Genomic DNA, 22,226 nt, shown 5'->3' on the forward strand with positions numbered 1-22,226 from the left:
GATCTGGTTCTTTAATTTTTCGAGTAACCTGTATTTTGTTCGCCAAAAATCGGATTGTATAAAAACTCATCTTTCGGTACAGGCAGAATGTATTGTACCTGAGTAGTAATGGTAGGCTTTAAAGACTTTACCGTATCAAAAGGCAACCTCAACATGGCCAGCCATTCCATTCCATCTTCCGCGATTAAGCTTTTTACCGTTTCATTAAATATCTGTACTAGTAAGGTCGCAGGTGTATTTGCGGCTTCCACAGCAAGGTAGCTGGTATTATTAACCAGTGCAGTAATACCTGCTTTCGCCTGGATTTCATGCACTACGGCCTTTGCATCGCCCAAACTTCCACCCGAACGTACTATGGCCTCTGCTTTTAACAGGTAAATCTCAGTCAGACGCAAAGCATAATAACTTTCAGTAAGAGCCGAAGACACTCCACCTTCTTTCATATACTTGGTAAAATAGTAATAACCTGCTTTTGGTCTGGCACTGCCGATGATCCAGCTTTTACGTGGGTCACTGCCAAACAGCGTATTCAGAGGCGCTTTTGCCACATACAAAGATGAGGCTCCCGGAAAATACTGGGCACTTCTGCTGTAGGTTTCTTTTTCCTGATTGGCCTGCGGTTTTACACCCAGAATTACTTCTTTACTAGCCAGGCCATTCTTATGGAATACATCCTCGGCAACAGCCTCCAACTGATAAGGACTACTTTGAATGAGGGTATTTGCCAGAGAGATGATAACCGGATAATCTGCAGCTGCACCACGACACATCAATACCCGCATCTTTAAGGCCATACCCGCCCATTTAGTGACATAATGCGTAGGCGCTGTAGCCGGAGCACTCGCAATGACCTCATCCAAATCGGCCAGGATATAATCATAACTTTGTTGAACAGTACTTCTTTTCTTCGGAATATTACTCAGGGTAGAAAGCTCGTCTCTCAAAAGCGCACCGAGCTCACTGTCGGGCTTGTACCATTCACCATAGAACGTAAGCAGTTTAAAATGGGCGTAGGCTCTTAGAAAACGTGCTTCTGCAATGATTTCTTTTTTTCTGGTGCCGGTAAACTTAGCGTCAGGCAGGGCGTTGACTCCTCTGATGACGCCATTCGTAGCATTCAGCAGCACATAAGTCTCAGCCCAGTAATTGATGGATGCGCGGTCATTACGGTTTTCCTCTTCAGCAAGTATACTGGAATACATACCCATGTATCCGGCAAGCATGGCCGGCTTGAGTTCGTGCTCCTGCCATGCGGTCTTAGTAATTGTAGCATTCGCAAACCGGTAATAAGCGCCATTTAGGGCAATTTGTGCAGTTCCCTGATCCAATATTGTATTGGCATCTACCTTCGCATTTTTTGGCAATACACCCAATTCTTTTTTGCAGGCATAAAGTGTGAGCATAAGCATCACAAAAGTCATATATCTATATAATGTGTTCATCTGTATAAGTGTTAAAATCCAAAACGAAGTCCAAAACTAAACTGTTTTACTGTCGGGTAACCTCCGGAGTCACTGTAACCGCCAATCAAACTATATGGATCATTACTCACCTCAGGATCTGCTCCCGGATAGTTGGTGATCGTGAATAAGTTTGTAGCCGAGATGTAAACAGCGGCCGAGTTCATCTTCAGTTTATTCATCAATGCCGGAGAAAACTGGTAGTTCAGCGTGAGTGATTTCAGTCTGATGAAAGAGGCATCATACACGTTGTTACTCGCCGCATACTGTGGGTTATTGCCTTGTCCAAGAATAAGTCTTGGACGTTCTGTATCCTGATGCTCCGGTGTCCAGCGGTCAAGGATCCTGATGCCCTTGTTGGTTCTGGCACCTACATCAGCATTCTGGATATCTGCCAGGTAGAAGACATCTCCACCATAAGAGAAGGTAGCCAGGGTAATCAGACTAAAGTTTTTGTAGGTAAGCGTGTTGGTATAACCACCATAATATTTTGGCTCTGCCCTGCCTACAATATCATATTTATTAAACCTGGTCGCAGGATCAAGCATATACCTGGCATCGCCAATCCCCAAATAAGGATAAAAACCACTCTGCGCATATAGATTCTTACTTTTATAGTCTGCGACTTCTTCTGCAGTCCTCAACAATCCATCAAACTGGTATCCATACAATAAGCCCAAAGGTTGACCCACCTGCAGCGCGGTATTACCGTAGCGGTATACTTTTGGATTAGAAGGATCGGAGAAATCATTCGACAATGACAGGACTTTAGACCTGTTGCCGGAAATGTTCAAAGTACCAGACCACTGGAAGTTTTTCAAACGAAGGAATTCGCCCTGCAGAGAGAGTTCCAGACCACGGTTCCTGATGTCAGCAATATTGGCGGTCACTCCGGTGAAACCTGAGCTTCTGGCTACTGTTGCCGGAAATAATACGCCCTTTGTGGATTTTTCGTAGTACCCGATCCCACCACTCAGCTTGGATTTGAAGAAGGCAAAGTCGATACCCGCGTCTTTTTGTCGCGTAGTCTCCCACCGGATCTTATCGTTACCCAGTTGGCTAGGCGCCAGACCGTTTAGACCTGCATAAGAAACTGGTGAATACAAAGTATAAAAAAGATTGTCGCCAATATTCTGTGTTCCGGTAGAACCGGCACTCGCCCTCAGCTTGATTTCATCGATCCATTCGACATTTTTCAGAAAGTTTTCCTGTGAAATGCGCCAGGCAATACCGCCTGAAGGGAAATACCCCACACGGTTGCCTTCCGGAAACTTCGACGAGGCATCAGAACGGCCGGTAAATGTGAAAAGGTATTTTTCATACAACGCATAATTGGCCCGCATGTAGAAACTGAGTAATGAATTTTGTGCTGAAGTGCCTGTAGATGGCAGCGTTAATGCGGCCGAAGAAAGGTTGTTCAGGTAATCATCATCAGGGAAGCCCTGTCCTGCTGCCGAGAAGGCACTGCTTCTGGTCAACTGCCACGACGTACCTGCCAATACATTTATCCTGTTATTTTCATTAAATTCTTTGTCCCAGGTAATCTGGTTTTCGTAGAACGTGTTTACAGACTGCGACTGTCCCTGGGTAGCCACTCCGTTTTTCGATCCCGTAGGAAAACCTCCGGCCCCGGAAACCTGCGCGGTACTCGGCACGTAATTAGTCTGACGGTAATTATTAAAATTCACAGAGACGGTCGACCTGAACTTCAGATTTTTCAAAATATCGTATTCTGCAGCCAGAGAGCCAATCAGGCTAACGTTATTGGATTTATTGATACCTTTCAGCAAGAGCAGTGGATTCTGAAAACCTTCGAACCCATAGGTTCCATTTGCACTCGGACTGATGATCTTTATGCTCCCATCCGGATTGTATGCATCTACCGTAGGTGGTGCAAAGAGGGCTTGTGAATACATTCCGTTGGTAATATTGTTGGTGCTGAAACCGTAATCCAGGTTTGTATTGATTCGTAGTCTGGAATTGATCTCATTGTCCAGGCTTACTTTTCCGGCAATTCTATTGTAATCTGTTCCCCTGATGGTACCATTATTTTTATTGTATGCGAGAGAGGTGTAATAGCGCGAACCGGTACCTCCACCCCTTACGGAGATGTCTGCATTTTGGGTGATACCAGTACGCAATACCAGGTCCAGCCAATCGGTATTAGCTGTGCCTAGGAAATCGGGATTAGTAAGGATACTGGTCGCAGTTGCATCAGGTGCGAGCGCAGGCGTAGCCGCAGCTCTTGTATTGTTTAAGTTTTGAGCTCCCTCTTTCATGATCATGATGTACTGATTCCGGTCCAGCAATTTCTCTTTGATAGGGCTGCTCACGCCAGTGTAATAATTGGCTTCAAAAACAGGCTTTTGGTTACGCAGTCCTTTTTTTGTGGTGATGATTACCACACCATTTGCCGCCCGTGACCCATAGATTGCGGTTGCCGAAGCATCCTTAAGGATATCTATGGTTTCAATGTCGTTTATATTCAAGCCACCAAGACTGTTTAAGCCTCTTGCGAAAGAGCCAGATATGGTCTGGCTGGCATTGTCGCCTCCATAGCTCTCTACCGGGCTAACAATCTCTGCCGCACTTTGCAAATATCTGTTTTGGATCTGCATCTGTACTCCATCTATGATATACAAGGGATCATTCCCCCCCAAAAGCGACGTTCCTCCCCTGATTCTGATCTTAGCTACACCACCTGGTGAGCCATCGGCCTGTACGACCTGCACACCCGCAGCTTTACCACTCAATGCCTGGTCGATGGTAGCAAAAGGAACATCTTTCACCTCGGCTATATTGATCGAAGCAACTGAACCAGTCAGATCTTTTCGTTTTACCGTTCCATATCCCACCACAACTACTTGTTCCAGCGCCGCATTTGCAAAAAGCAAGCTCACATTATACACCGATCCGTCGGCTACCGTAACCTGTTTACTTTGATAGCCCACAAAGCTAAATACCAATACATCACCCCGTTCTGCATTGATGCTGTAACTACCGTCTTTCTGACTTTGAGTAACCGCTTTGGTTCTGTTGTTGACAATATTTACATTCGGCAGGCCGATGTTTTTCTCATCAGTGACTTTTCCCGTAATCATTATTACTGCAACCTGCCGCAGCATAGCCGGATCGTCAGGTTCTTTTTGTTTTAAGATTACGTTTTTACCCACGATCTTATACGTTAACGCAAAGTCTTTAAAACACGCACCTAATGCATATTCGATGCTGGCGTCTTTCAGACGTATGCTGATCCGTTTTTGAGGCAGGTCTTTTTCATCATAAAAAAAATGATACCCGGACTGGATATTGATGGTCTCCAACACCTTCTCCAGCCGTACATTTCTTTCATCCAGATTAATTTTCTGACCATAGCCTTTAGCACTTACCTGTGCAAGTCCTACCAGTAGAATTAGCGTGGTTAATTTCATAACCTTTAATATTTTGTTAAAAAACCGCACCTCCGGTGCAGCAAGAGTAAAAGAATAAAAATTCATTACATTTGTTTAGTTTGGGTTAATACGTTGAATAGCTTAATCAGTTTTTCCGTTTTACGGATGGGTTAATCCAAATTTTAGCGCAGGAGTGGTACCAACACTTCTGCGTTTTTTAATTTAACCCCTGGTGGTTGGTTTCGTAGTTATTTTTCCATGTGCATTTATTTGATTGGTTATTTATTGAGTTACAGTTATAGTTGTTTTCTGATTCTTTTGGCTAATAATAAACTCAAGATCAAGGAACCTCAACAGCTCGAGTATTTGTGAAAGATTGACATTGCGGGTAATTTCGCCGGTAAATACCCTGTTACTGATTTCACCATTGTATTTGACTTCTACATTGTACCACCTGGACAATTGTCTCATCACATCCCGCAGGCTCGCTTTGTGAAACTTAAACAGGCCATTCTTCCAGGCGATAATGCCTCCGATATCGGCATTGTTGATGACCTGAACACGCTGTCCTGGCCGATAGGAAACCAATGTTTGTTGTCCTGGTTTTAATTTGAATACTTCTTGCTGACTGGTTACCCTTACTGCTCCTTCTACTAGAGTTGTATTGACAGATTGCTCATCCAGGTAGGCATTTATGTTGAAATGTGTGCCTAAAACTTCTACCTCCTGATTACCGGTTTGAACAACAAAAGGATGCATTTTATCTTTAGCTACTTCAAAATAACCCTCACCTGTCAATTTCACTTTCCTTTTTCCAGACTCCACAAGACCTGCATTATAAGTTATGCTGGAAGCCGCATTAAGCCAGACTTTTGAGCCGTCGGGTAAAGTAAGCATATACGTTTCTCCTTTTTCGGTACTCATTGTATTTTGGCTAACTGGAGCGGAGCTTTGATCGGTAGACTTATATACAACCTGTCCTTCCGAAGTCTTGGAAATCGAAACTCCCGACTCTACAGCGAGCTGACCATTGGCCGCCTCTGACAAGCGAATTTTTTTACCATTAGCTAAGGTTAGCGTCGCGCCCATCTTTCCGGGAGCTACATCATTTTTATTTACAATTTCAGTATGACGGTTTACAATCGGGCGAGGAGCCTTAAAGAAATAAATTCCCATCATGATCATTACCACGGCTGCAACTGCCACCATAGCCTGCCATAAGATTACTTTCCTGGCCTTGGGCTTTGACAGCACATATTCATCCAGACGACTTTTGATCTTCAGGTGCGCGGCTTCAGTTTCTTCCGCCGATACTTCCTTATAATGTTTTTTAAAGTCGGTTACAAAACCTGCTTCCACCAATAAGCGCTCCTCATTTGTGCAACGTCCTTCGGCGTATTTAATTAGAAGTTCTTCAGCATTTGTCCTTTTCATATTATCCGCAGATCTTAAAAAAACAAGCTTAAATTGACATTAATTAAAGCTCGCTTAATATACCTTTTATAAGTATGTCAGCTAAGTACCGCTCTGGGCCCAAAAGAAAATCAAAAAATTATTTACTCAATAAATAAACCATAATGAAAGCCACCTCAAATTTACCACGAAGAACCTTCAGCGCATGGTTGATGTGATTTTTGACAGTTTTTTCGGATAGGTTGAGCTGCTGGGCTATTTGGTTATGGGATAAACCGGCATTACGGCTGAGTTCAAACACCTTCCGCATCTTTTCCGGCAATTTGGCGACTTCTTTCTCGATTAGTGCCAGTAATTCTTTTTCATTGATGTAACTATCTATATTATAATCGCCCTCATCGATCAGTAACTGGAAAGCCTCGGCATAATCAGTACGCACCCTTTTTTTAGCCACCAGATTGATGAACTTGTACCGAACTGCACTATATAAATAGGAAGAGAGCGAACCTTTAAGTTCGAGCCTGGGCGACTTATCCCAGAGTGAAGTAAAAACATCCTGAACCATATCTTCGGCTTCATCCTTGTCCCGAACCAGGTTTTTAGCATATACGTACATGACCCTGCTGTATCGCTCGAAAATCTCGGTATAGGCCGATCTGTCACCCTGACTAAGCAGGGCAGCAAGCTGCAAATCTGTTGATTCCCTATAACCGGTCATAGCTATACCTCATATTCTTAAATATACGCATTCCCTAACAATACTGATCTCTCCTGGCGCACAGCTCCCTTAAATCAATCGCAAAAGTGTGTATTTTTTTTATAAAGACAATACACAGCTTTTTACCACCTCCTGCGTACCTTGCTCGTACCTAAGTATTACCTCGTTCGCAAAACAGTACCTTATTTGCGAACGAGGTACGCATGAGGTAATATTGAGGTAATATTGAGGTGGCAACAAGGTGGGGTTTTGTAGTGTCCGTACGGCATTTTTAGCAAGGTATATCAGCGCATAAAAAAGGCTTCCGGAATTCCGGAAGCCTTTTTTATTAAAAGACCTGGCAATTAAGCATCGATCTTCGCATATTTCGCATTTCTTTCGATAAAATCCCTGCGTGGAGCAACATCATCACCCATTAGCATAGAGAAAGTATGATCGCATTCTGCTGCATTTTCTATAGTAGCCTGCATCAATGTACGCGTAGCCGGATTCAATGTAGTATCCCAAAGCTGCTCAGCGTTCATCTCTCCAAGACCTTTATAACGCTGAATGTGTACGCTCTCTTCTTTACCGGCGCCTTTTAGGCGTTGTACCGCAGCATCACGCTGTACATCATTCCAGCAATATTCAAACTCTTTACCTTTTTTAACCTGATACAATGGAGGTGCTGCAATGTAAACATAACCAGCCTCTATCAACGCCTTCATATACCTGAAGAAGAATGTAAGGATCAATGTCGTAATGTGAGATCCGTCGATATCAGCATCCGTCATGATTACAATCTTATGGTAACGTAGTTTGACTAAGTTCAAAGCCTTATCATCCTCAGGAGTTCCTATGCTAACACCCAATGCGGTAAACATATTTTTGATCTCATCATTCTCATAGATCTTATGCTCCATCGCTTTCTCTACATTCAGGATTTTACCTTTCAACGGTAAGATTGCCTGAAAGTTACGGTCGCGCCCTTGCTTTGCAGTACCACCCGCAGAGTCTCCCTCCACCAGATAAAGCTCACATTTTTCCGGATCGCTGTCTGAACAATCGGCAAGTTTGCCCGGAAGGCCTGAACCTCCCATAACACTCTTACGCTGTACCATTTCACGTGCCTTACGTGCAGCAGCACGTGCTGTAGCGGCAAGGATTACCTTATTGATGATCAGTTTGGCTTCTCTTGGATTCTCTTCCAGGTAGTTGTTCAACGCCTCACCTACAGCGATATCCACTGCGCCCATCACCTCTGTGTTACCAAGCTTGGTTTTGGTCTGACCTTCGAACTGAGGTTCCTGTACTTTCACAGATATTACCGCAGTCAAACCCTCTCTAAAGTCATCACCGGTTATTTCAAACTTCACGTTCTTAAGCAAGCCCGATTTATCAGCATAAGCCTTAAGCGTTCTCGTTAGACCTCTTCTGAAACCTGCAATGTGTGTTCCACCCTCATGGGTATTGATGTTATTTACATAAGAGTGTACGTTTTCTGCGTAGCTGTCATTGTATTGCAATGCCAATTCCACAGGAACACCATTCTTAATTCCTTCCACATAGATAGGTTCTTCAATCAACGAAGGACGGTTACCATCCAGGAATTGCACAAATTCTTTCAATCCACCTTGTGAATGGAATACCTCACTAAAGAAAGAACCATCTTCCAGCTCTTCACGCTCGTCAGTAAGTGTAAGCTTAATACCCTTGTTTAAGAATGAAAGCTCTCTAAGCCTGCCCGCAAGTGTATCATAACGATACTCTGTAGTTTGCGTAAAAATGGTCGCATCAGGCGTGAAAGTCACGATTGTTCCACGCTTGTCTGTATCACCGATTGATTTTACCTCATATAGCGGTTTACCAATATTATATTCCTGTACCCAGATCTTTCCTTCGCGGTGTACTTCTGCTTTTAAATGTGTGGATAAAGCGTTAACACAACTTACCCCCACACCGTGCAAACCTCCGGAAACTTTATAAGTATCCTTATCAAATTTACCCCCGGCGTGTAAAACCGTCATTACGATTTCAAGTGCTGATTTCTGTTCTTTTGTATTGATACCAGTTGGAATACCACGACCGTTATCTTCAACCCTGATAGAGTTGTCTTTAAGTATATTTACATATATGGTATCAGCATGTCCTGCCAATGCCTCATCAATTGAGTTATCTACAACCTCGTAAACCAAGTGGTGCAAACCTTTAATTCCGGTGTCGCCTATATACATCGAAGGGCGCTTACGCACCGCTTCCAAACCTTCTAATACCTGTATATTATCTGCCGAATAATTTGACTTTGGATCTTTTTCTTCGCTCATATTTTTAAATAAAACATTTAGATTCAAATTTAACCATTTATGGCCAATTAACCGCAAATGTGGATAACTATTAAGCTTGATAAATTACATTTTTTATCTAAGTTTGCTGAAATTACCCCCTATTGGAGATAGACAATAATTATTAAAATTAAATAAGAATGAAATTAACAACAAAATTTACTGGTATTGCTTCTGCAGTAGCGATAGTGTCACTAATGGCGGCTTGCCAAAACAAGGAAACGACTACCAAAACAACTGATAAACCAGCGGTTACAGTGGCCGATAGCGAGAAAATTGTATACGTGAACTCTGATTCTTTACTTACTAAATATCAGTACTTTAAAGACCTGAAAGTAAAACTTGAAGCTAAAGCGAAAGCTGCCCAACAGGACATGGCTGCTAAAGGCCAGGCCTTCCAGCGTGAAGCTGCTCAATATCAGCAACAGCAAAGTACAATGGCTGCTGATCAAAGGGCTGCTACTGAAGAAAGACTGGGACGTAAACAACAGGAATTACAAGCTTATCAGCAAAATGCAGGTGCAGCTCTTCAAAATGAGCAGGCAGCTGAAAATGAAAAACTTTATGATAAAGTAGCTGATTACCTGAAAGAATATGCAAAAAAGAAAGGCTACAAAATGGTACTTAGTTATTCAAAAGGAAACGGAACAATCCTGTTTGCTGATGAAAGCCTGGATGTAACCAGCGAAGTAATCGTTGGCTTGAACGATGCTTACAAACCAGGGAAAAAATAATCTGATAAAATGATCATTAAAATGCCCCGCTTTAAACCGGGGCATTTTTTTTGTGCTGAATTTATGATGGAGCAAAAACAGGTACATGAAGAGTTTATGAGAATGGCCATTCAGCTGTCCGAAACCAATGTTTTGGACAGTCTTGGTGGGCCGTTCGGAGCTATAGTCGTGAAAGACAATCAAGTCATTGCCAAAAGTGCAAATCTGGTAACCACAACCAATGACCCGACTGCTCATGCAGAAGTATCGGCCATCAGATTAGCCTGTCAGGCATTAAATACATTCGACCTTAGCGGATGTATCATCTATACCAGCTGTGAGCCTTGTCCAATGTGCTTAAGCGCCATTTACTGGGCGAAAATCCAAATCATTTATTACGCCAATACCAAGGTTGATGCAGCAAATATCGGCTTTGATGACAACTTCATCTACGAGGAGATCAACAAGCCAATGTCTGAACGCCAGCTTCCAATTAAACAGTTACTCAGAGACGAAGCACAGCAGGCCTTTAAGCTATGGGACCAGTCGGCCATGCGGAATGACTACTGACAACGTACTTCATTTGTAACCTAAAGATAACAATAACGTCTAAAAAGCATGGACAATTATACAGCGCATGTAAAAATAGAACTTGAATTCTGGAAGCGGGAGATGATGAAAAAACCTTCTTTGCTGAACAATGTGACTGATAAGGTTCAGAAAAAGATCAACAGTTACATCCCGGATAAAGTTCACGATGCCATCACTACCGCAATAAAAGCGATGATCCGCGCAGTGTTGTTCGGTTCAGAATACACCACATCTGCTTTGCCGGCGATGGACATGAGCATGATTCATCGTGAAGCACTGGTAAAAGACAAAATTGAAAGCTACAGTAGGACCGGAGCTGCTGAAGGCGGCATCACCGGTGCCGGAGGATTCCTGATGAGTATGGCCGATTTTCCCCTACTCATCGGAATTAAAATGAAAATGCTTTTTGAAATTACGGCACTTTATGGATTTGACGTAAAAGACTTCCGCGAACGGCTCTACATTCTTTACATCTTCCAGCTCTCGTTTTCAAGTCAGCGTGGTGCCACTAAAATATACCTGCATCTGGAAGACTGGAATGAAAAATTACATATCCTGCCTGATAACTCCGACAATTTCGACTGGAAGACTTTTCAGCAGGAATACCGCGATTACATCGATATTGCCAAGCTGGCTCAAATGTTACCAGTAGTCGGTGCGGCTGTAGGCGCTGTGGCCAATTATCAACTCTTAAAAAAACTCGGAAAAACAGCTATGATGGCATACAGAATGAGACTCCTGGAAAAATCCTGATTATTGCTCTTCAAACAGCCCCTCTATCAGATCATCCGTCTCTCTTCTGTCTTTTTTGGTTGGCCTGCCGGCCCCTCTGTCCCTTTTTAGGGCAGGTGCATGGAACATCGATTTAAAAGCATGGGTCTCCTCTACCGGGGTGATGTCCTTGTATTTCGTCACCGCGATCTTAGACTCTACCCTATTGTAAAGCAATTCGACCACCTCTATTACTTTTTTCTCTATCCCTTTGGAAACCTGATAAACATCTCCCGGTTTCACAATTGCTGAAGGCTTGAGGTTTTGTCCTTTAAATTTAATACGACCTGCTTTGCAGGCGTCTGTAGCCAGACTTCTGGTCTTAAATAAGCGTATTGCCCACAAGTATTTATCAATTCGTAATTTTTCCTGTTCACTCATAGCTCTTCAAAAATAGATAATATTGAAGGATTATGATAAAATTCATTTATTTTGGTCAAAAATTTAAAAAAATCATGATAGCAGAATTAAAAAAGTTGGTAGAAGCCGCTTGGGAAGATAGAACTTTATTAGAATACAGCCAGTATTGCGAGGCAATTGAAACTGTAATTATGCAGTTAGACAAGGGCGAACTGCGTGTTGCTGAGCCTGTGCTAAATTCATGGGGAATCAATGAATGGGTGAAAAAAGCAGTAATTCTTTATTTCCCGATCAGAGAGATGAAAGTTACAGAAGTTGGTCCTTTTGTCTTTCATGACAAAATGAAACTTAAAACCAATTATAAAGAATTAGGTGTAAGGGTTGTTCCTGGTGCGAGTGCACGTTATGGCGCTTATTTATCTAAGGGAGTAATCATGATGCCTTCTTATGTAAACATAGGTGCTTATGTAGATGAAGGTACCATGGTAGATACATGGGCAACTGTGGGTTCTTGCGCGCAAATTGGCAAAAATGTTCACTTAAGTGGCGGTGTTGGTATAGGTGGTGTGTTGGAACCGGTTCAGGCTGCTCCTGTGATCATTGAAGACAACTGTTTCTTAGGTTCAAGAGCCATCGTTGTAGAGGGTGTTCGTGTGGAAACTGAAGCGGTATTAGGTGCCAACGTGGTACTTACGGCGTCAACTAAGATCATTGATGTAACCGGACCAACTCCTGTTGAATACAAAGGTATCGTTCCTGCTCGTTCTGTTGTAATCCCTGGTAGTTATGCAAAGCAATTCCCTTCCGGAGAGTACCATGTGCCTTGCGCATTGATCATCGGTCAGCGTAAAGAATCTACAGATAAAAAGACTTCTCTGAACAATGCATTGAGAGAAAACAACGTAGCTGTATAAACATAATGAAGATTGGTTTTGACGGAAAAAGAGCAGCAAACAACTTTACGGGCCTCGGAAATTACAGTCGCTCGTTAATTGCACAACTTGCATCCTTCTTCCCTCAAAACCAATATTTAGTTTATATCCAAAAAATAAAAGACCATCCTCAGGTCGCCGATTTCTTAAAAGACAAACAGATCAAGGTTTGCCTGCCTCAAAAACCGGGTTTGCTTTGGCGGACTTCAGGAATAAAAAAACAGCTCATTAGCGATGAATTAGATCTTTTTCATGGTCTTAGTCATGAGATTCCCTTTGGAATAAATAAAACGGGAATCGCAAGTGTCGTTACCATTCACGACCTGATCTTTTTAAAATTCCCCCGGTATTTCAAAGTCATCGACCGCTTCATTTACAAGTTGAAGGCCAAATATGCCTGCAGGCATGCTGACAGGATCGTCGCCATTAGTGAATGTACAAAAAGAGACATCGTCAGTTTTTTTAATATCAGTCCCAATAAGATTGATGTCGTTTATCAAAGTTGCGACGATAGCTTCAAAGCTGATGCAGACGCTAAATTTAATGAAACCGTTCGCGCCAAATTTTCACTACCTGCAAACTACATTTTAAATGTGGGCACTATCGAAACCCGGAAAAACCTGGTAACACTCATCAAAGCATTAAAGAATGTAGATTCCACCTACAAGTTGGTAGTTGTAGGTAGAAAAACCGGCTATATGGAACTGGTGAATCAGGAAATCGACAAACTGGGATTAAGAGAACGTGTCATATTCCTTCAAAATGTTCCATTCAACGAACTTCCTGCCATCTATCAAATGGCTAAAGTTTTTGCCTACCCGTCTCTATATGAAGGATTTGGAATACCAATTACAGAAGCCATTTTCAGCAAAGTACCGGTAGTTGCGGCAACAGGTTCTTGCCTGGAAGAAGCTGGTGGAAATACGAGTCTCTATGTTTCTCCTTTAGATCATGCTGCATTGGCCTCAGCAATTAATCAAATCATTGCCAGCCCTGAATTACACCAAAAAATGATAACTGAAGGTCTGACCCATGTAAAACGTTTTGACAATGACGTAATCGCCAATGATATGATCAACGTCTACAACACGACATTATCTGCTAAAAACAACTAATGATGTTAAAACAAGAAATAGAAAAAGCACTGACTGTTCTTAAAAACGGAGGCGTCATCCTGTATCCCACAGATACTGTTTGGGGACTGGGTTGTGATGCTACTAATGAAGAGGCAGCAGCTAAAATAGCCAAAATCAAAGGGCGCACTGAAGACAAAAGCTTCATCATTCTTCTGGATACTGACAATAAATTGCAGAGCTATGTAAACGATGTTCCTGATGTAGCTTACGACCTGATAGAATATGCAGAAAACCCATTGACCATTATCTTTTCCAACGCTAAAAATCTGGCAAAAAATGTAATCAATGCAGATGGAAGCGTAGGTATACGTGTGGTAAAACACGACTTCTGCCAGCAGTTGATACAACGCTTCAGGAAGCCGATCACCTCTACCTCCGCTAACATATCCGGGCAACCCACACCAACTATTTTCGATGAAATCAGTGATGAAATCATAGAGGCTGTGGATTTAGTGGTAGACCTGGAACAGGACCTACGTGAACGCAAAAAACCATCTACCATAATGAAATTAGCCCCAGGTGGCCAATTTTCCTTTATTAGAAGGTAAGTTTTAGTACTTTTGCAGTTCAGCAATGGAGAAACATCTACAACATCCTGTTTTCAAGGTTCTTGCCGATACTGCCGCTAAGCATGGCATTGAAGCGTATGTCATAGGCGGATATGTACGTGATATTTTTCTTCATAGACCTTCAAAGGATATTGACATTGTCGTATTGGGCAATGGGATTGAATTTGCAGAACTGGTTGCCGCGCAACTCAAAACAAAAGTTGCAGTTTTTAAGAACTTCGGCACTGCAATGTTAAAATTTCAGGATCTTGAAATCGAATTTGTAGGCGCCAGAAAAGAATCCTACCGCTCTGATTCAAGAAAACCAATTGTAGAAAACGGCACCATCAAAGATGATCAGCTCAGGAGGGATTTTACCATCAATGCCCTGGCAATATCGTTAAACAAGGATTCTTACGGAGCACTCGTTGATCCTTTTAATGGCACTGAGGATCTGCAAAACAAATTGATGAGAACGCCCCTGGATCCTGAGATTACATTTTCAGATGATCCGCTGCGTATGATGCGGGCCATCAGGTTTGCGTCACAACTTGGATTTTCTATAGATGAGCAAGCGTTAAATGCCATCAGTCTGCAAAAAACCAGGATCAGCATTGTATCCAAAGAGCGTATTACTGATGAACTCAATAAAATAATCCTGTCACCCCTCCCCTCAGTTGGTTTCAAATACTTATTTGACACGGGCCTACTACACCTGATATTTCCTCAAATGGCCAATTTGTACGGTGTGGAAGTCATCAATGGGAAAGGACACAAAGATAATTTCTACCATACATTACAAGTCTTGGATAACATATGCGAGGCTACAGGCGATCTTTGGTTAAGGTGGGCCGCAATTCTTCACGACATTGCAAAACCTGCTACAAAGCGATTTGAGGAAGGTCATGGCTGGACATTCCACGGTCACGAAGACAAAGGTGCCCGGATGGTTCCTCAGATTTTTGCTCAGCTGAAATTACCGCTGAACGAGAAAATGAAGTATGTACAAAAACTGGTACAACTGCACCTGCGTCCCATTGTGCTCGCCCAGGAAGTAGTTACCGATTCTGCAGTAAGAAGATTGCTGTTTGATGCCGGTGAAGATATTGAAAGCCTGATGGTACTCTGCAACGCAGATGTCACCACAAAAAATGAATATAAGGTAAAGAAATACCGCAATAACTTTGAACTGGTAAAACAGAAATTAAAGGATGTCGAAGAAAGGGATAAGATCAGAAACTGGCAGCCACCCATCAGTGGAAATGACATCATGACTACCTTTGGTCTGGGTGCAGGAAAGGAAGTCGGACTGATTAAGAACGCAATCCGGGAAGCAATTTTGGAAGGCGAAATCACCAACTCCTACGAAGAAGCTATGGAGTTCATGCTTCGCAAAGCAAAAGAATTAGGCCTCTCTCCTGTAAACAATTAGCAGATTTGCAGGTTACACATGAATACAAATTATAGAAAGTATATTTTATTTTTTAATTTTATAGCTAGAAAATAAGCTCAAATGGCAATTTACAGATTTAGAATAAGTTTTGAAGATTTCGATGAAGTAGTAAGGGAAATCGATATAAAATCAACCCAGACATTTGAAGATTTGCATAAAGCAATACACCGCTCAACTGGGTATTCAGCAGAAAAATCTTCATCTTTTTTTGTGAGCACAGACAATTGGATCAAAGGTGATGAAATCGCTTATTTACCAAATCAGCGCAAAATCGACAGAGGCGTTGCATTAATGGAGAAATCTAAATTGAGCAGCTTTATTGAAGACCCGCATCAAAAATTTTACTATATCTACAACTTTGACAGACCCTTTGATTTCCACGTAGAGCTTATTAAAATCATCCTGGAAACAGATCCGAATATCGAATACCCTTTTTTGGTTAAAAGTACAGGAGAAGCACCAAAAATCATTGACAAGAATAACTTCGGTGCAGTAGCGGTATCATCAAATCCTGTATCTACAGAATTTGATTTTCTCAATGAAATGGATTTCGTACCTGAAGATACAGAAGAGTTGGAAGCAATGGGGGGCAGAGGAATCAATACTGAAGAAAAGTCTGACGATGCAGAAGATGAATCAGAAGAAGCTGATGAATTTTCTGATAATGACACCTACGAAGACGAAGAATATAAAGAAGAAGATTATTAATGCCTGATTATGGCATCAAATAAAACACTAATTGTGGTTGTAGGACCTACAGCCATCGGGAAAACTGCTTTAGCTATTGAGATAGCAAAGCAGTTTTCTACCGAAATCATCTCCGCTGACTCCCGCCAGTTTTTCAAAGAAATGGAAATAGGTACAGCAAAGCCCTCACCGGAGGAGCTGGCCGAAGCACCTCACCATTTCATCAATTCCCATAGTATAGAAACACTCTTTAGCACTGGTGATTTTGAGTTACAGGCACTTGCTTTGATGGATGAACTGTATAAAAAGCATGACCTTTTAGTTATGGTAGGCGGATCCGGCCTATACATAAATGCGGTATGCAATGGCCTGGATGAATTACCTCAGACAGACCCCAACATCAGAAATTCACTGAACGAACTGTTGGCTGAGGAAGGTATTGAACTCATAAAAAAACAATTGCGTGAATACGATCCTGAATACTATGCAAAAGTCGATCAGGCCAATCCCCAGAGAATGATAAGAGGCCTTGAATTCTACCTTTCAACCGGACACAAGCTCTCTTCATTTCTCACCAATAGTAAGAAAAGCAGACCGTTTGACACCATTAAAATCGGATTAAATACAGACCGAAATAAGCTATATGAACGTATTAATCTCAGAGTAGACCATATGATGGAAGCTGGATTATTGGATGAAGTAAGAGGTCTGTCTTCTTTCAGAAGTTACAATGCATTGAATACTGTTGGTTATTCAGAATTATTCGATTACCTGGATGGAGAAAGCACACTTCAGGAAGCTGTCGATAAAATCAAGCAAAACACAAGGAGATTCGCCAAAAGGCAGTTAACCTGGTTTAGAAAAGATGACAGCATCACCTGGTTTGAACCAAACCAAACTAATGCTGTCATCAATCATATCCATAAAATTATAGATTAAGCCTGAGCTGCTGGCCCGCCAAAGTTCATAGGAAAGCCCGGAGGCTCATCCTGGGTCTTTATCCGTCCATTGATCGCCTCATATTTTTCGATATTATCCTGCATTGCTCCAAGCAATCTTTTAGCATGTTCGGGAGTCAGGATGATTCTTGACTTCACCCGTGCTTTAGGAACCCCAGGCATCACCCTGATAAAATCCAATACAAACTCTGTATTAGAGTGTGTGATGATTGCAAGATTTGAAAATATACCTTCTGCTACTTCCTCAGAAAGCTCAATATTTAATTGATTGTCTTGATTTTGTTCTTCCATATAACAAACTTAAAAAAACTGTACAAGCATTTACCATAGATTTAAAATATAATGCATAAAAAAAGTCCCCCGACGATTAAGAAGGGGGACTCTAAAAAATTAACTAAAATTATGCTTCTACTTCTTCTTGTTTCGAAGCTAATAACTTATCGTATTCTTCCTGAGAACCAACAATGATACGCTCATATCCACGTACACCTGTACCTGAAGGAATTAAGTGTCCAACAATTACGTTTTCTTTTAATCCAAGCATATTGTCACGTTTACCAGCAATTGCTGCTTCGTTCAATACTTTTGTTGTCTCCTGGAATGAAGCCGCAGAGATAAATGATTTCGTACCCAATGAAGCACGTGTAATACCTTGCAGAATTGAACTCGCTGTTGCAGGCCTTGCATCACGAACCTCAATTTGTTTCAGATCTTTACGTTTCAATTGAGAATTCTCATCTCTTAATTTACGTAACGAAAGAATTTGACCTGGTTTTACAGCGTTTGAATCACCGGCCTCAACTACAACTTTCTTGTCATAGATCTCATCATTCTCTATCATGAAGTCCCAACGGTCTACAGAATTGTTCTCTAAGAAACTGGTATCTCCCGGATCTTCGATATGTACTTTCTGCATCATCTGGTGTACAATAACCTCGAAATGTTTATCGTTGATTTTTACACCTTGTAAACGGTAAACCTCTTGGATACCATTCACTAAGTATTCTTGTACAGCAGCAGGGCCTTTAATTGCTAATATATCAGCAGGTGAAATAGAACCATCAGACAATGGCATACCAGCTTTTACAAAGTCATTATCCTGTACCAGGATGTGTTTAGACAATGGAACCAGATATTTTTTTACTTCACCGTCTTTAGATTCAATAGTGATCTCGCGGTTACCACGTTTCACACCACCTAAAGTTACCACACCATCGATCTCTGTTACTACAGCAGGATTAGAAGGATTACGCGCCTCAAACAATTCAGTTACACGTGGTAAACCACCCGTAATATCCCTTGTTTTACCAGTTGCACGAGGTATCTTAACTAAGATCTGACCAGTCTGAACCATATCTCCTTCGTCGATCGCGATGTGGGCACCAACAGGGATGTTATATCCTCTGATCAGTTCTCCTTTTTTATCTACAACTTTTACAGAAGGGTTTTTAGTTTTATCACGTGTATCAATAATTACTTTCTCACGGTGACCAGTTTGCTCATCTGATTCCTCACGGAAGGTAACACCCTCAACGATTGCGTCAAATTCGATCTTACCTGCAAATTCCGAGATAATAACAGCATTATATGGATCCCATGAACAAATTCTGTCTCCTTTAGTGATTTTAGCACCATCCTCAACATACAAGAATGAACCGTAAGGAATGTTATTAGTCATGATCACTTTACCAGTACCTGGCTCAACAATCTTGAACTCTCCTGAACGGCCCAATACAATTTGAGTCTCGCCATCTTCAGTCTTGGTAGATACGGTACGAACATTTTCAAATTCGATGATACCATCAAACTTAGCAATGATCTGAGATTCTGCAGCAATGTTAGATGCAGTACCACCCACGTGGAATGTACGAAGTGTCAACTGTGTACCAGGCTCACCGATCGACTGTGCAGCAATTACACCGACAGCTTCTCCTTTTTGAACGCGTTTACCAGTAGCTAAGTTACGTCCGTAGCACAATGCACAAACTCCTCTTTGATTTTCGCAGGTCAATACCGAACGAATCTCTACGCCTTCGACAGGTGATTCCTCAATTGCTTTTGCAATCTCTTCTGTGATATCCTCTCCCGCGCCGACAAGTTGCTTTCCATCCAATGGATTGAACACGTCATGCAGTGAAATACGACCTAAGATTCTGTCATATAATGGTTCAACGATATCCTCATTATCTTTAAGGGCAGTAGTATACATACCTCTCAAAGTACCACAATCTTCAGAGTTTACGATCATATCCTGAGCCACATCATGCAAACGACGTGTCAGGTAACCAGCATCTGCAGTTTTTAACGCCGTATCTGCCAAACCTTTACGCGCACCGTGGGTAGAGATAAAGTATTCTAAAACTGACAATCCTTCTTTAAAGTTAGATAAGATCGGGTTTTCGATAATCTCGCCACCTGAACCCGATTTCTGAGGCTTGGCCATCAATCCCCTCATTCCGCAAAGCTGACGAATCTGCTCTTTAGAACCACGGGCACCTGAATCAAGCATCATATACACAGAGTTGAAACCTTGGTTGTCGCTCGATAACTGGTTCATCACGAATGATGTTAAACGGTTATTGATACGAGTCCAGATATCGATGATCTGATTGTAACGCTCGTTGTTGGTAATGAATCCCATGTTATAGTTATTCCTTACCTCTTCAACCTCAGCAGAAGCCTGTTGTAATAGTGTATGTTTCTCAACAGGAATGTTTACATCTTGTAAATTAAATGATAAACCTCCTCTGAAGGCCATTTGGAATCCTAATTCTTTGATATCATCCAAGAACTTAGAAGCACGTGCCATACCAGTGATCTTTACTACCTCACCAATGATATCTCTAAGAGATTTTTTGGTCAGTAGCTCATTGATATATCCTACTTCCTCCGGAACCATCTGGTTAAATAAAACACGTCCAACAGTAGTCTCTGTTAGCCTATTTACAATATTTCCATTCTCATCTTTCACATTTACCTTTACTTTAATAAATGCGTGAAGATCAATTTGTTTCTCATTGTAAGCAATGATCACCTCTTCAGGAGAATAGAATAACGAATCTTGTCCTTTAACTACACGGGTTTCATCAGTTCTGCGGCCTTTAGTAATGTAATAAAGACCCAAAACCATATCCTGTGAAGGTACAGTAATAGGAGTTCCGTTTGCAGGGTTCAAAATGTTGTGTGCAGCAAGCATCAATACTTGCGCCTCTAATATTGCGGCATGACCCAATGGTAAGTGAACTGCCATCTGGTCACCGTCAAAATCCGCGTTGAATGCTGTACAAACTAATGGGTGCAACTGGATCGCTTTACCTTCAACCAATTTAGGCTGGAAAGACTGGATACCCAATCTGTGCAACGTAGGCGCACGGTTTAGCAATACTGGGTGTCCTTTTAAAACATTCTCAAGAATATCCCAAACTAAAGGGTCTTTCCTGTCTACAATTTTCTTCGCAGATTTTACTGTTTTAACAATACCCCTTTCAATCATCTTACGAATGATGAATGGTTTGAACAACTCAGCTGCCATATCTTTAGGCAAACCGCATTCATGTAATTTTAGGTTTGGCCCTACAACAATTACCGAACGTGCTGAATAATCCACACGTTTACCCAATAAGTTCTGACGGAAACGACCTTGTTTACCTTTCAAAATATCTGAAAGAGATTTCAAAGCACGGTTACCTTCAGTTTTTACTGCATTAACTTTACGTGAATTATCAAATAACGAATCTACAGCTTCCTGTAACATACGTTTCTCATTACGCAAAATTACCTCTGGAGCTTTGATCTCGATCAAACGCTTCAAACGGTTGTTACGGATGATCACACGACGGTAAAGATCATTTAAGTCAGAAGTCGCAAAACGACCACCTTCCAATGGAACCAATGGACGTAATTCTGGTGGAATAACCGGAACGATCTTGATGATCATCCACTCAGGATTATTCTCTATACGTGTTCTTGAACCACGGAAAGCCTCTACAACCTGAAGACGTTTTAAAGCCTCATTTTTACGTTGCTGAGAAGTTTCGTTTGCAGCCTGGTGACGCAGGTTGTATGATAAAGTATCTAAATCAATACGTTTCAACAAATCTTCTAAAGCCTCTGCACCCATTTTGGCTACAAATTTATTAGGGTCTTTATCGTCTAAATATTGGTTCTCTTTAGGTAACTTATCTAAAATATCCAGATACTCTTCTTCTGTTAAGAAGTCCATATACTGAATACCTTCTTCAGCCATTAATCCTGGTTGAATTACTACATAACGTTCGTAGTAAATGATCAGGTCTAAGCGCTTAGTAGGTAAACCTAATAAGTAACCGATTTTATTTGGTAATGAACGGAAATACCAGATGTGCGCAACAGGAACCACCAAATTGATGTGTCCCATACGCTCTCTGCGTACTTTTTTTTCAGTTACCTCAACACCACAACGGTCACAAACAATACCTTTATAACGGATACGCTTGTATTTACCGCAATGACATTCGTAATCTTTTACAGGACCAAAAATACGTTCGCAAAACAAACCATCACGCTCAGGTTTGTAAGTACGGTAATTGATAGTCTCAGGTTTCAACACCTCACCACTTGAGCGCTCTAAAATAGCCTCCGGCGATGCCAAACTAATGGTAATCGAGGTGAAATTGCTTTTTAATTTATTATCCTTTTTGTAAGACATAGCTCTTTTGTTTGAAAGTTGAAAAATTTAAAAAGTTGGAGTGTCCTTCAGACAAGCTTGTAAACACTCCAACGAAATAACTTTC

The 22,226-nt window shown here is 41.6% G+C and carries 17 protein-coding genes; 9 read left to right on the forward strand and 8 right to left on the reverse strand.

Annotation, left to right across the window (positions count from 1 at the left end; all coding sequences use genetic code 11):
• Positions 1–11: 11 nt before the first annotated feature.
• From FA047_RS07190 to gyrB, 5 genes are all read right to left on the reverse strand, one after another.
• Entirely contained in the window at positions 12–1,442 is a 1,431-nt protein-coding gene (locus FA047_RS07190) for a RagB/SusD family nutrient uptake outer membrane protein (protein ID WP_136835318.1), read from the reverse strand.
• Positions 1,443–1,453: 11 nt separating this feature from the next.
• Complete coding sequence (locus FA047_RS07195) at positions 1,454–4,891, reverse strand: SusC/RagA family TonB-linked outer membrane protein (protein ID WP_136835319.1); 3,438 nt, start codon at positions 4,889–4,891, stop codon at positions 1,454–1,456.
• A gap of 243 nt (positions 4,892–5,134) precedes the next feature.
• Positions 5,135–6,286, reverse strand: a complete 1,152-nt coding sequence (locus FA047_RS07200; RefSeq protein WP_136835320.1) for a FecR family protein — start codon at positions 6,284–6,286, stop codon at positions 5,135–5,137.
• 118 nt (positions 6,287–6,404) lie between these two features.
• A complete protein-coding gene (locus FA047_RS07205; RefSeq protein WP_136835321.1) occupies positions 6,405–6,983 on the reverse strand; it encodes an RNA polymerase sigma factor in 579 nt (192 codons plus the stop codon).
• A gap of 344 nt (positions 6,984–7,327) precedes the next feature.
• The gene (gyrB, locus tag FA047_RS07210) at positions 7,328–9,286 is read right to left on the reverse strand and encodes a DNA topoisomerase (ATP-hydrolyzing) subunit B (protein ID WP_136835322.1); all 1,959 of its coding nucleotides are present in this window, start codon (positions 9,284–9,286) and stop codon (positions 7,328–7,330) included.
• A gap of 158 nt (positions 9,287–9,444) precedes the next feature.
• Here gyrB and FA047_RS07215 point away from each other — a divergent pair, with 158 nt between their 5' ends.
• The 3 genes from FA047_RS07215 to FA047_RS07225 all read left to right on the forward strand — a co-directional run bounded on the left by FA047_RS07215 (position 9,445) and on the right by FA047_RS07225 (position 11,361).
• Entirely contained in the window at positions 9,445–10,038 is a 594-nt protein-coding gene (locus tag FA047_RS07215; RefSeq protein ID WP_136835323.1) for an OmpH family outer membrane protein, read from the forward strand.
• A 66-nt stretch (positions 10,039–10,104) separates the two neighbouring features.
• Positions 10,105–10,587, forward strand: a complete 483-nt coding sequence (locus FA047_RS07220) for a nucleoside deaminase (protein ID WP_136836025.1) — start codon at positions 10,105–10,107, stop codon at positions 10,585–10,587.
• Between the two features lie 48 nt (positions 10,588–10,635).
• The gene (locus FA047_RS07225) at positions 10,636–11,361 is read left to right on the forward strand and encodes an EcsC family protein (RefSeq protein WP_136835324.1); all 726 of its coding nucleotides are present in this window, start codon (positions 10,636–10,638) and stop codon (positions 11,359–11,361) included.
• Here the strand turns inward: FA047_RS07225 and FA047_RS07230 are convergent, their stop codons facing one another.
• Entirely contained in the window at positions 11,362–11,760 is a 399-nt protein-coding gene (locus tag FA047_RS07230) for an RNA-binding S4 domain-containing protein (protein ID WP_136835325.1), read from the reverse strand.
• Positions 11,761–11,834: 74 nt separating this feature from the next.
• Here FA047_RS07230 and FA047_RS07235 point away from each other — a divergent pair, with 74 nt between their 5' ends.
• The 6 genes from FA047_RS07235 (at position 11,835) to miaA (ending at position 17,434) form a co-directional block, all read left to right on the forward strand.
• Positions 11,835–12,653, forward strand: coding sequence for a 2,3,4,5-tetrahydropyridine-2,6-dicarboxylate N-succinyltransferase (locus FA047_RS07235; RefSeq protein WP_205943271.1), 819 nt, complete (start codon positions 11,835–11,837; stop codon positions 12,651–12,653).
• A 5-nt stretch (positions 12,654–12,658) separates the two neighbouring features.
• Positions 12,659–13,786, forward strand: coding sequence for a glycosyltransferase family 4 protein (locus FA047_RS07240; RefSeq protein WP_136835326.1), 1,128 nt, complete (start codon positions 12,659–12,661; stop codon positions 13,784–13,786).
• A 2-nt stretch (positions 13,787–13,788) separates the two neighbouring features.
• Positions 13,789–14,355 carry an L-threonylcarbamoyladenylate synthase gene (locus tag FA047_RS07245; RefSeq protein WP_136836027.1) on the forward strand — a complete coding sequence of 189 codons (567 nt, stop codon included), beginning with the start codon at positions 13,789–13,791 and terminating at the stop codon, positions 14,353–14,355.
• Between the two features lie 25 nt (positions 14,356–14,380).
• A complete protein-coding gene (locus FA047_RS07250; RefSeq protein ID WP_136835327.1) occupies positions 14,381–15,787 on the forward strand; it encodes a CCA tRNA nucleotidyltransferase in 1,407 nt (468 codons plus the stop codon).
• A gap of 81 nt (positions 15,788–15,868) precedes the next feature.
• The gene (locus tag FA047_RS07255) at positions 15,869–16,516 is read left to right on the forward strand and encodes an IS1096 element passenger TnpR family protein (RefSeq protein ID WP_136835328.1); all 648 of its coding nucleotides are present in this window, start codon (positions 15,869–15,871) and stop codon (positions 16,514–16,516) included.
• Positions 16,517–16,525: 9 nt separating this feature from the next.
• Positions 16,526–17,434 (forward strand): tRNA (adenosine(37)-N6)-dimethylallyltransferase MiaA, encoded by a 909-nt coding sequence (gene miaA / locus FA047_RS07260; RefSeq protein ID WP_136835329.1) that lies wholly within the window; start codon positions 16,526–16,528, stop codon positions 17,432–17,434.
• Here the strand turns inward: miaA and FA047_RS07265 are convergent.
• Positions 17,431–17,745 (reverse strand): DUF3467 domain-containing protein, encoded by a 315-nt coding sequence (locus tag FA047_RS07265; RefSeq protein WP_136835330.1) that lies wholly within the window; start codon positions 17,743–17,745, stop codon positions 17,431–17,433. The two genes, miaA and FA047_RS07265, sit on opposite strands and share 4 nt — an antisense overlap.
• A gap of 109 nt (positions 17,746–17,854) precedes the next feature.
• A complete protein-coding gene (rpoC, locus tag FA047_RS07270; RefSeq protein ID WP_136835331.1) occupies positions 17,855–22,141 on the reverse strand; it encodes a DNA-directed RNA polymerase subunit beta' in 4,287 nt (1,428 codons plus the stop codon).
• Positions 22,142–22,226: the final 85 nt, after the last annotated feature.

The sequence above is a fragment of the Pedobacter frigoris genome, assembly GCF_005116445.1.
Classification (GTDB): domain Bacteria; phylum Bacteroidota; class Bacteroidia; order Sphingobacteriales; family Sphingobacteriaceae; genus Pedobacter; species Pedobacter frigoris.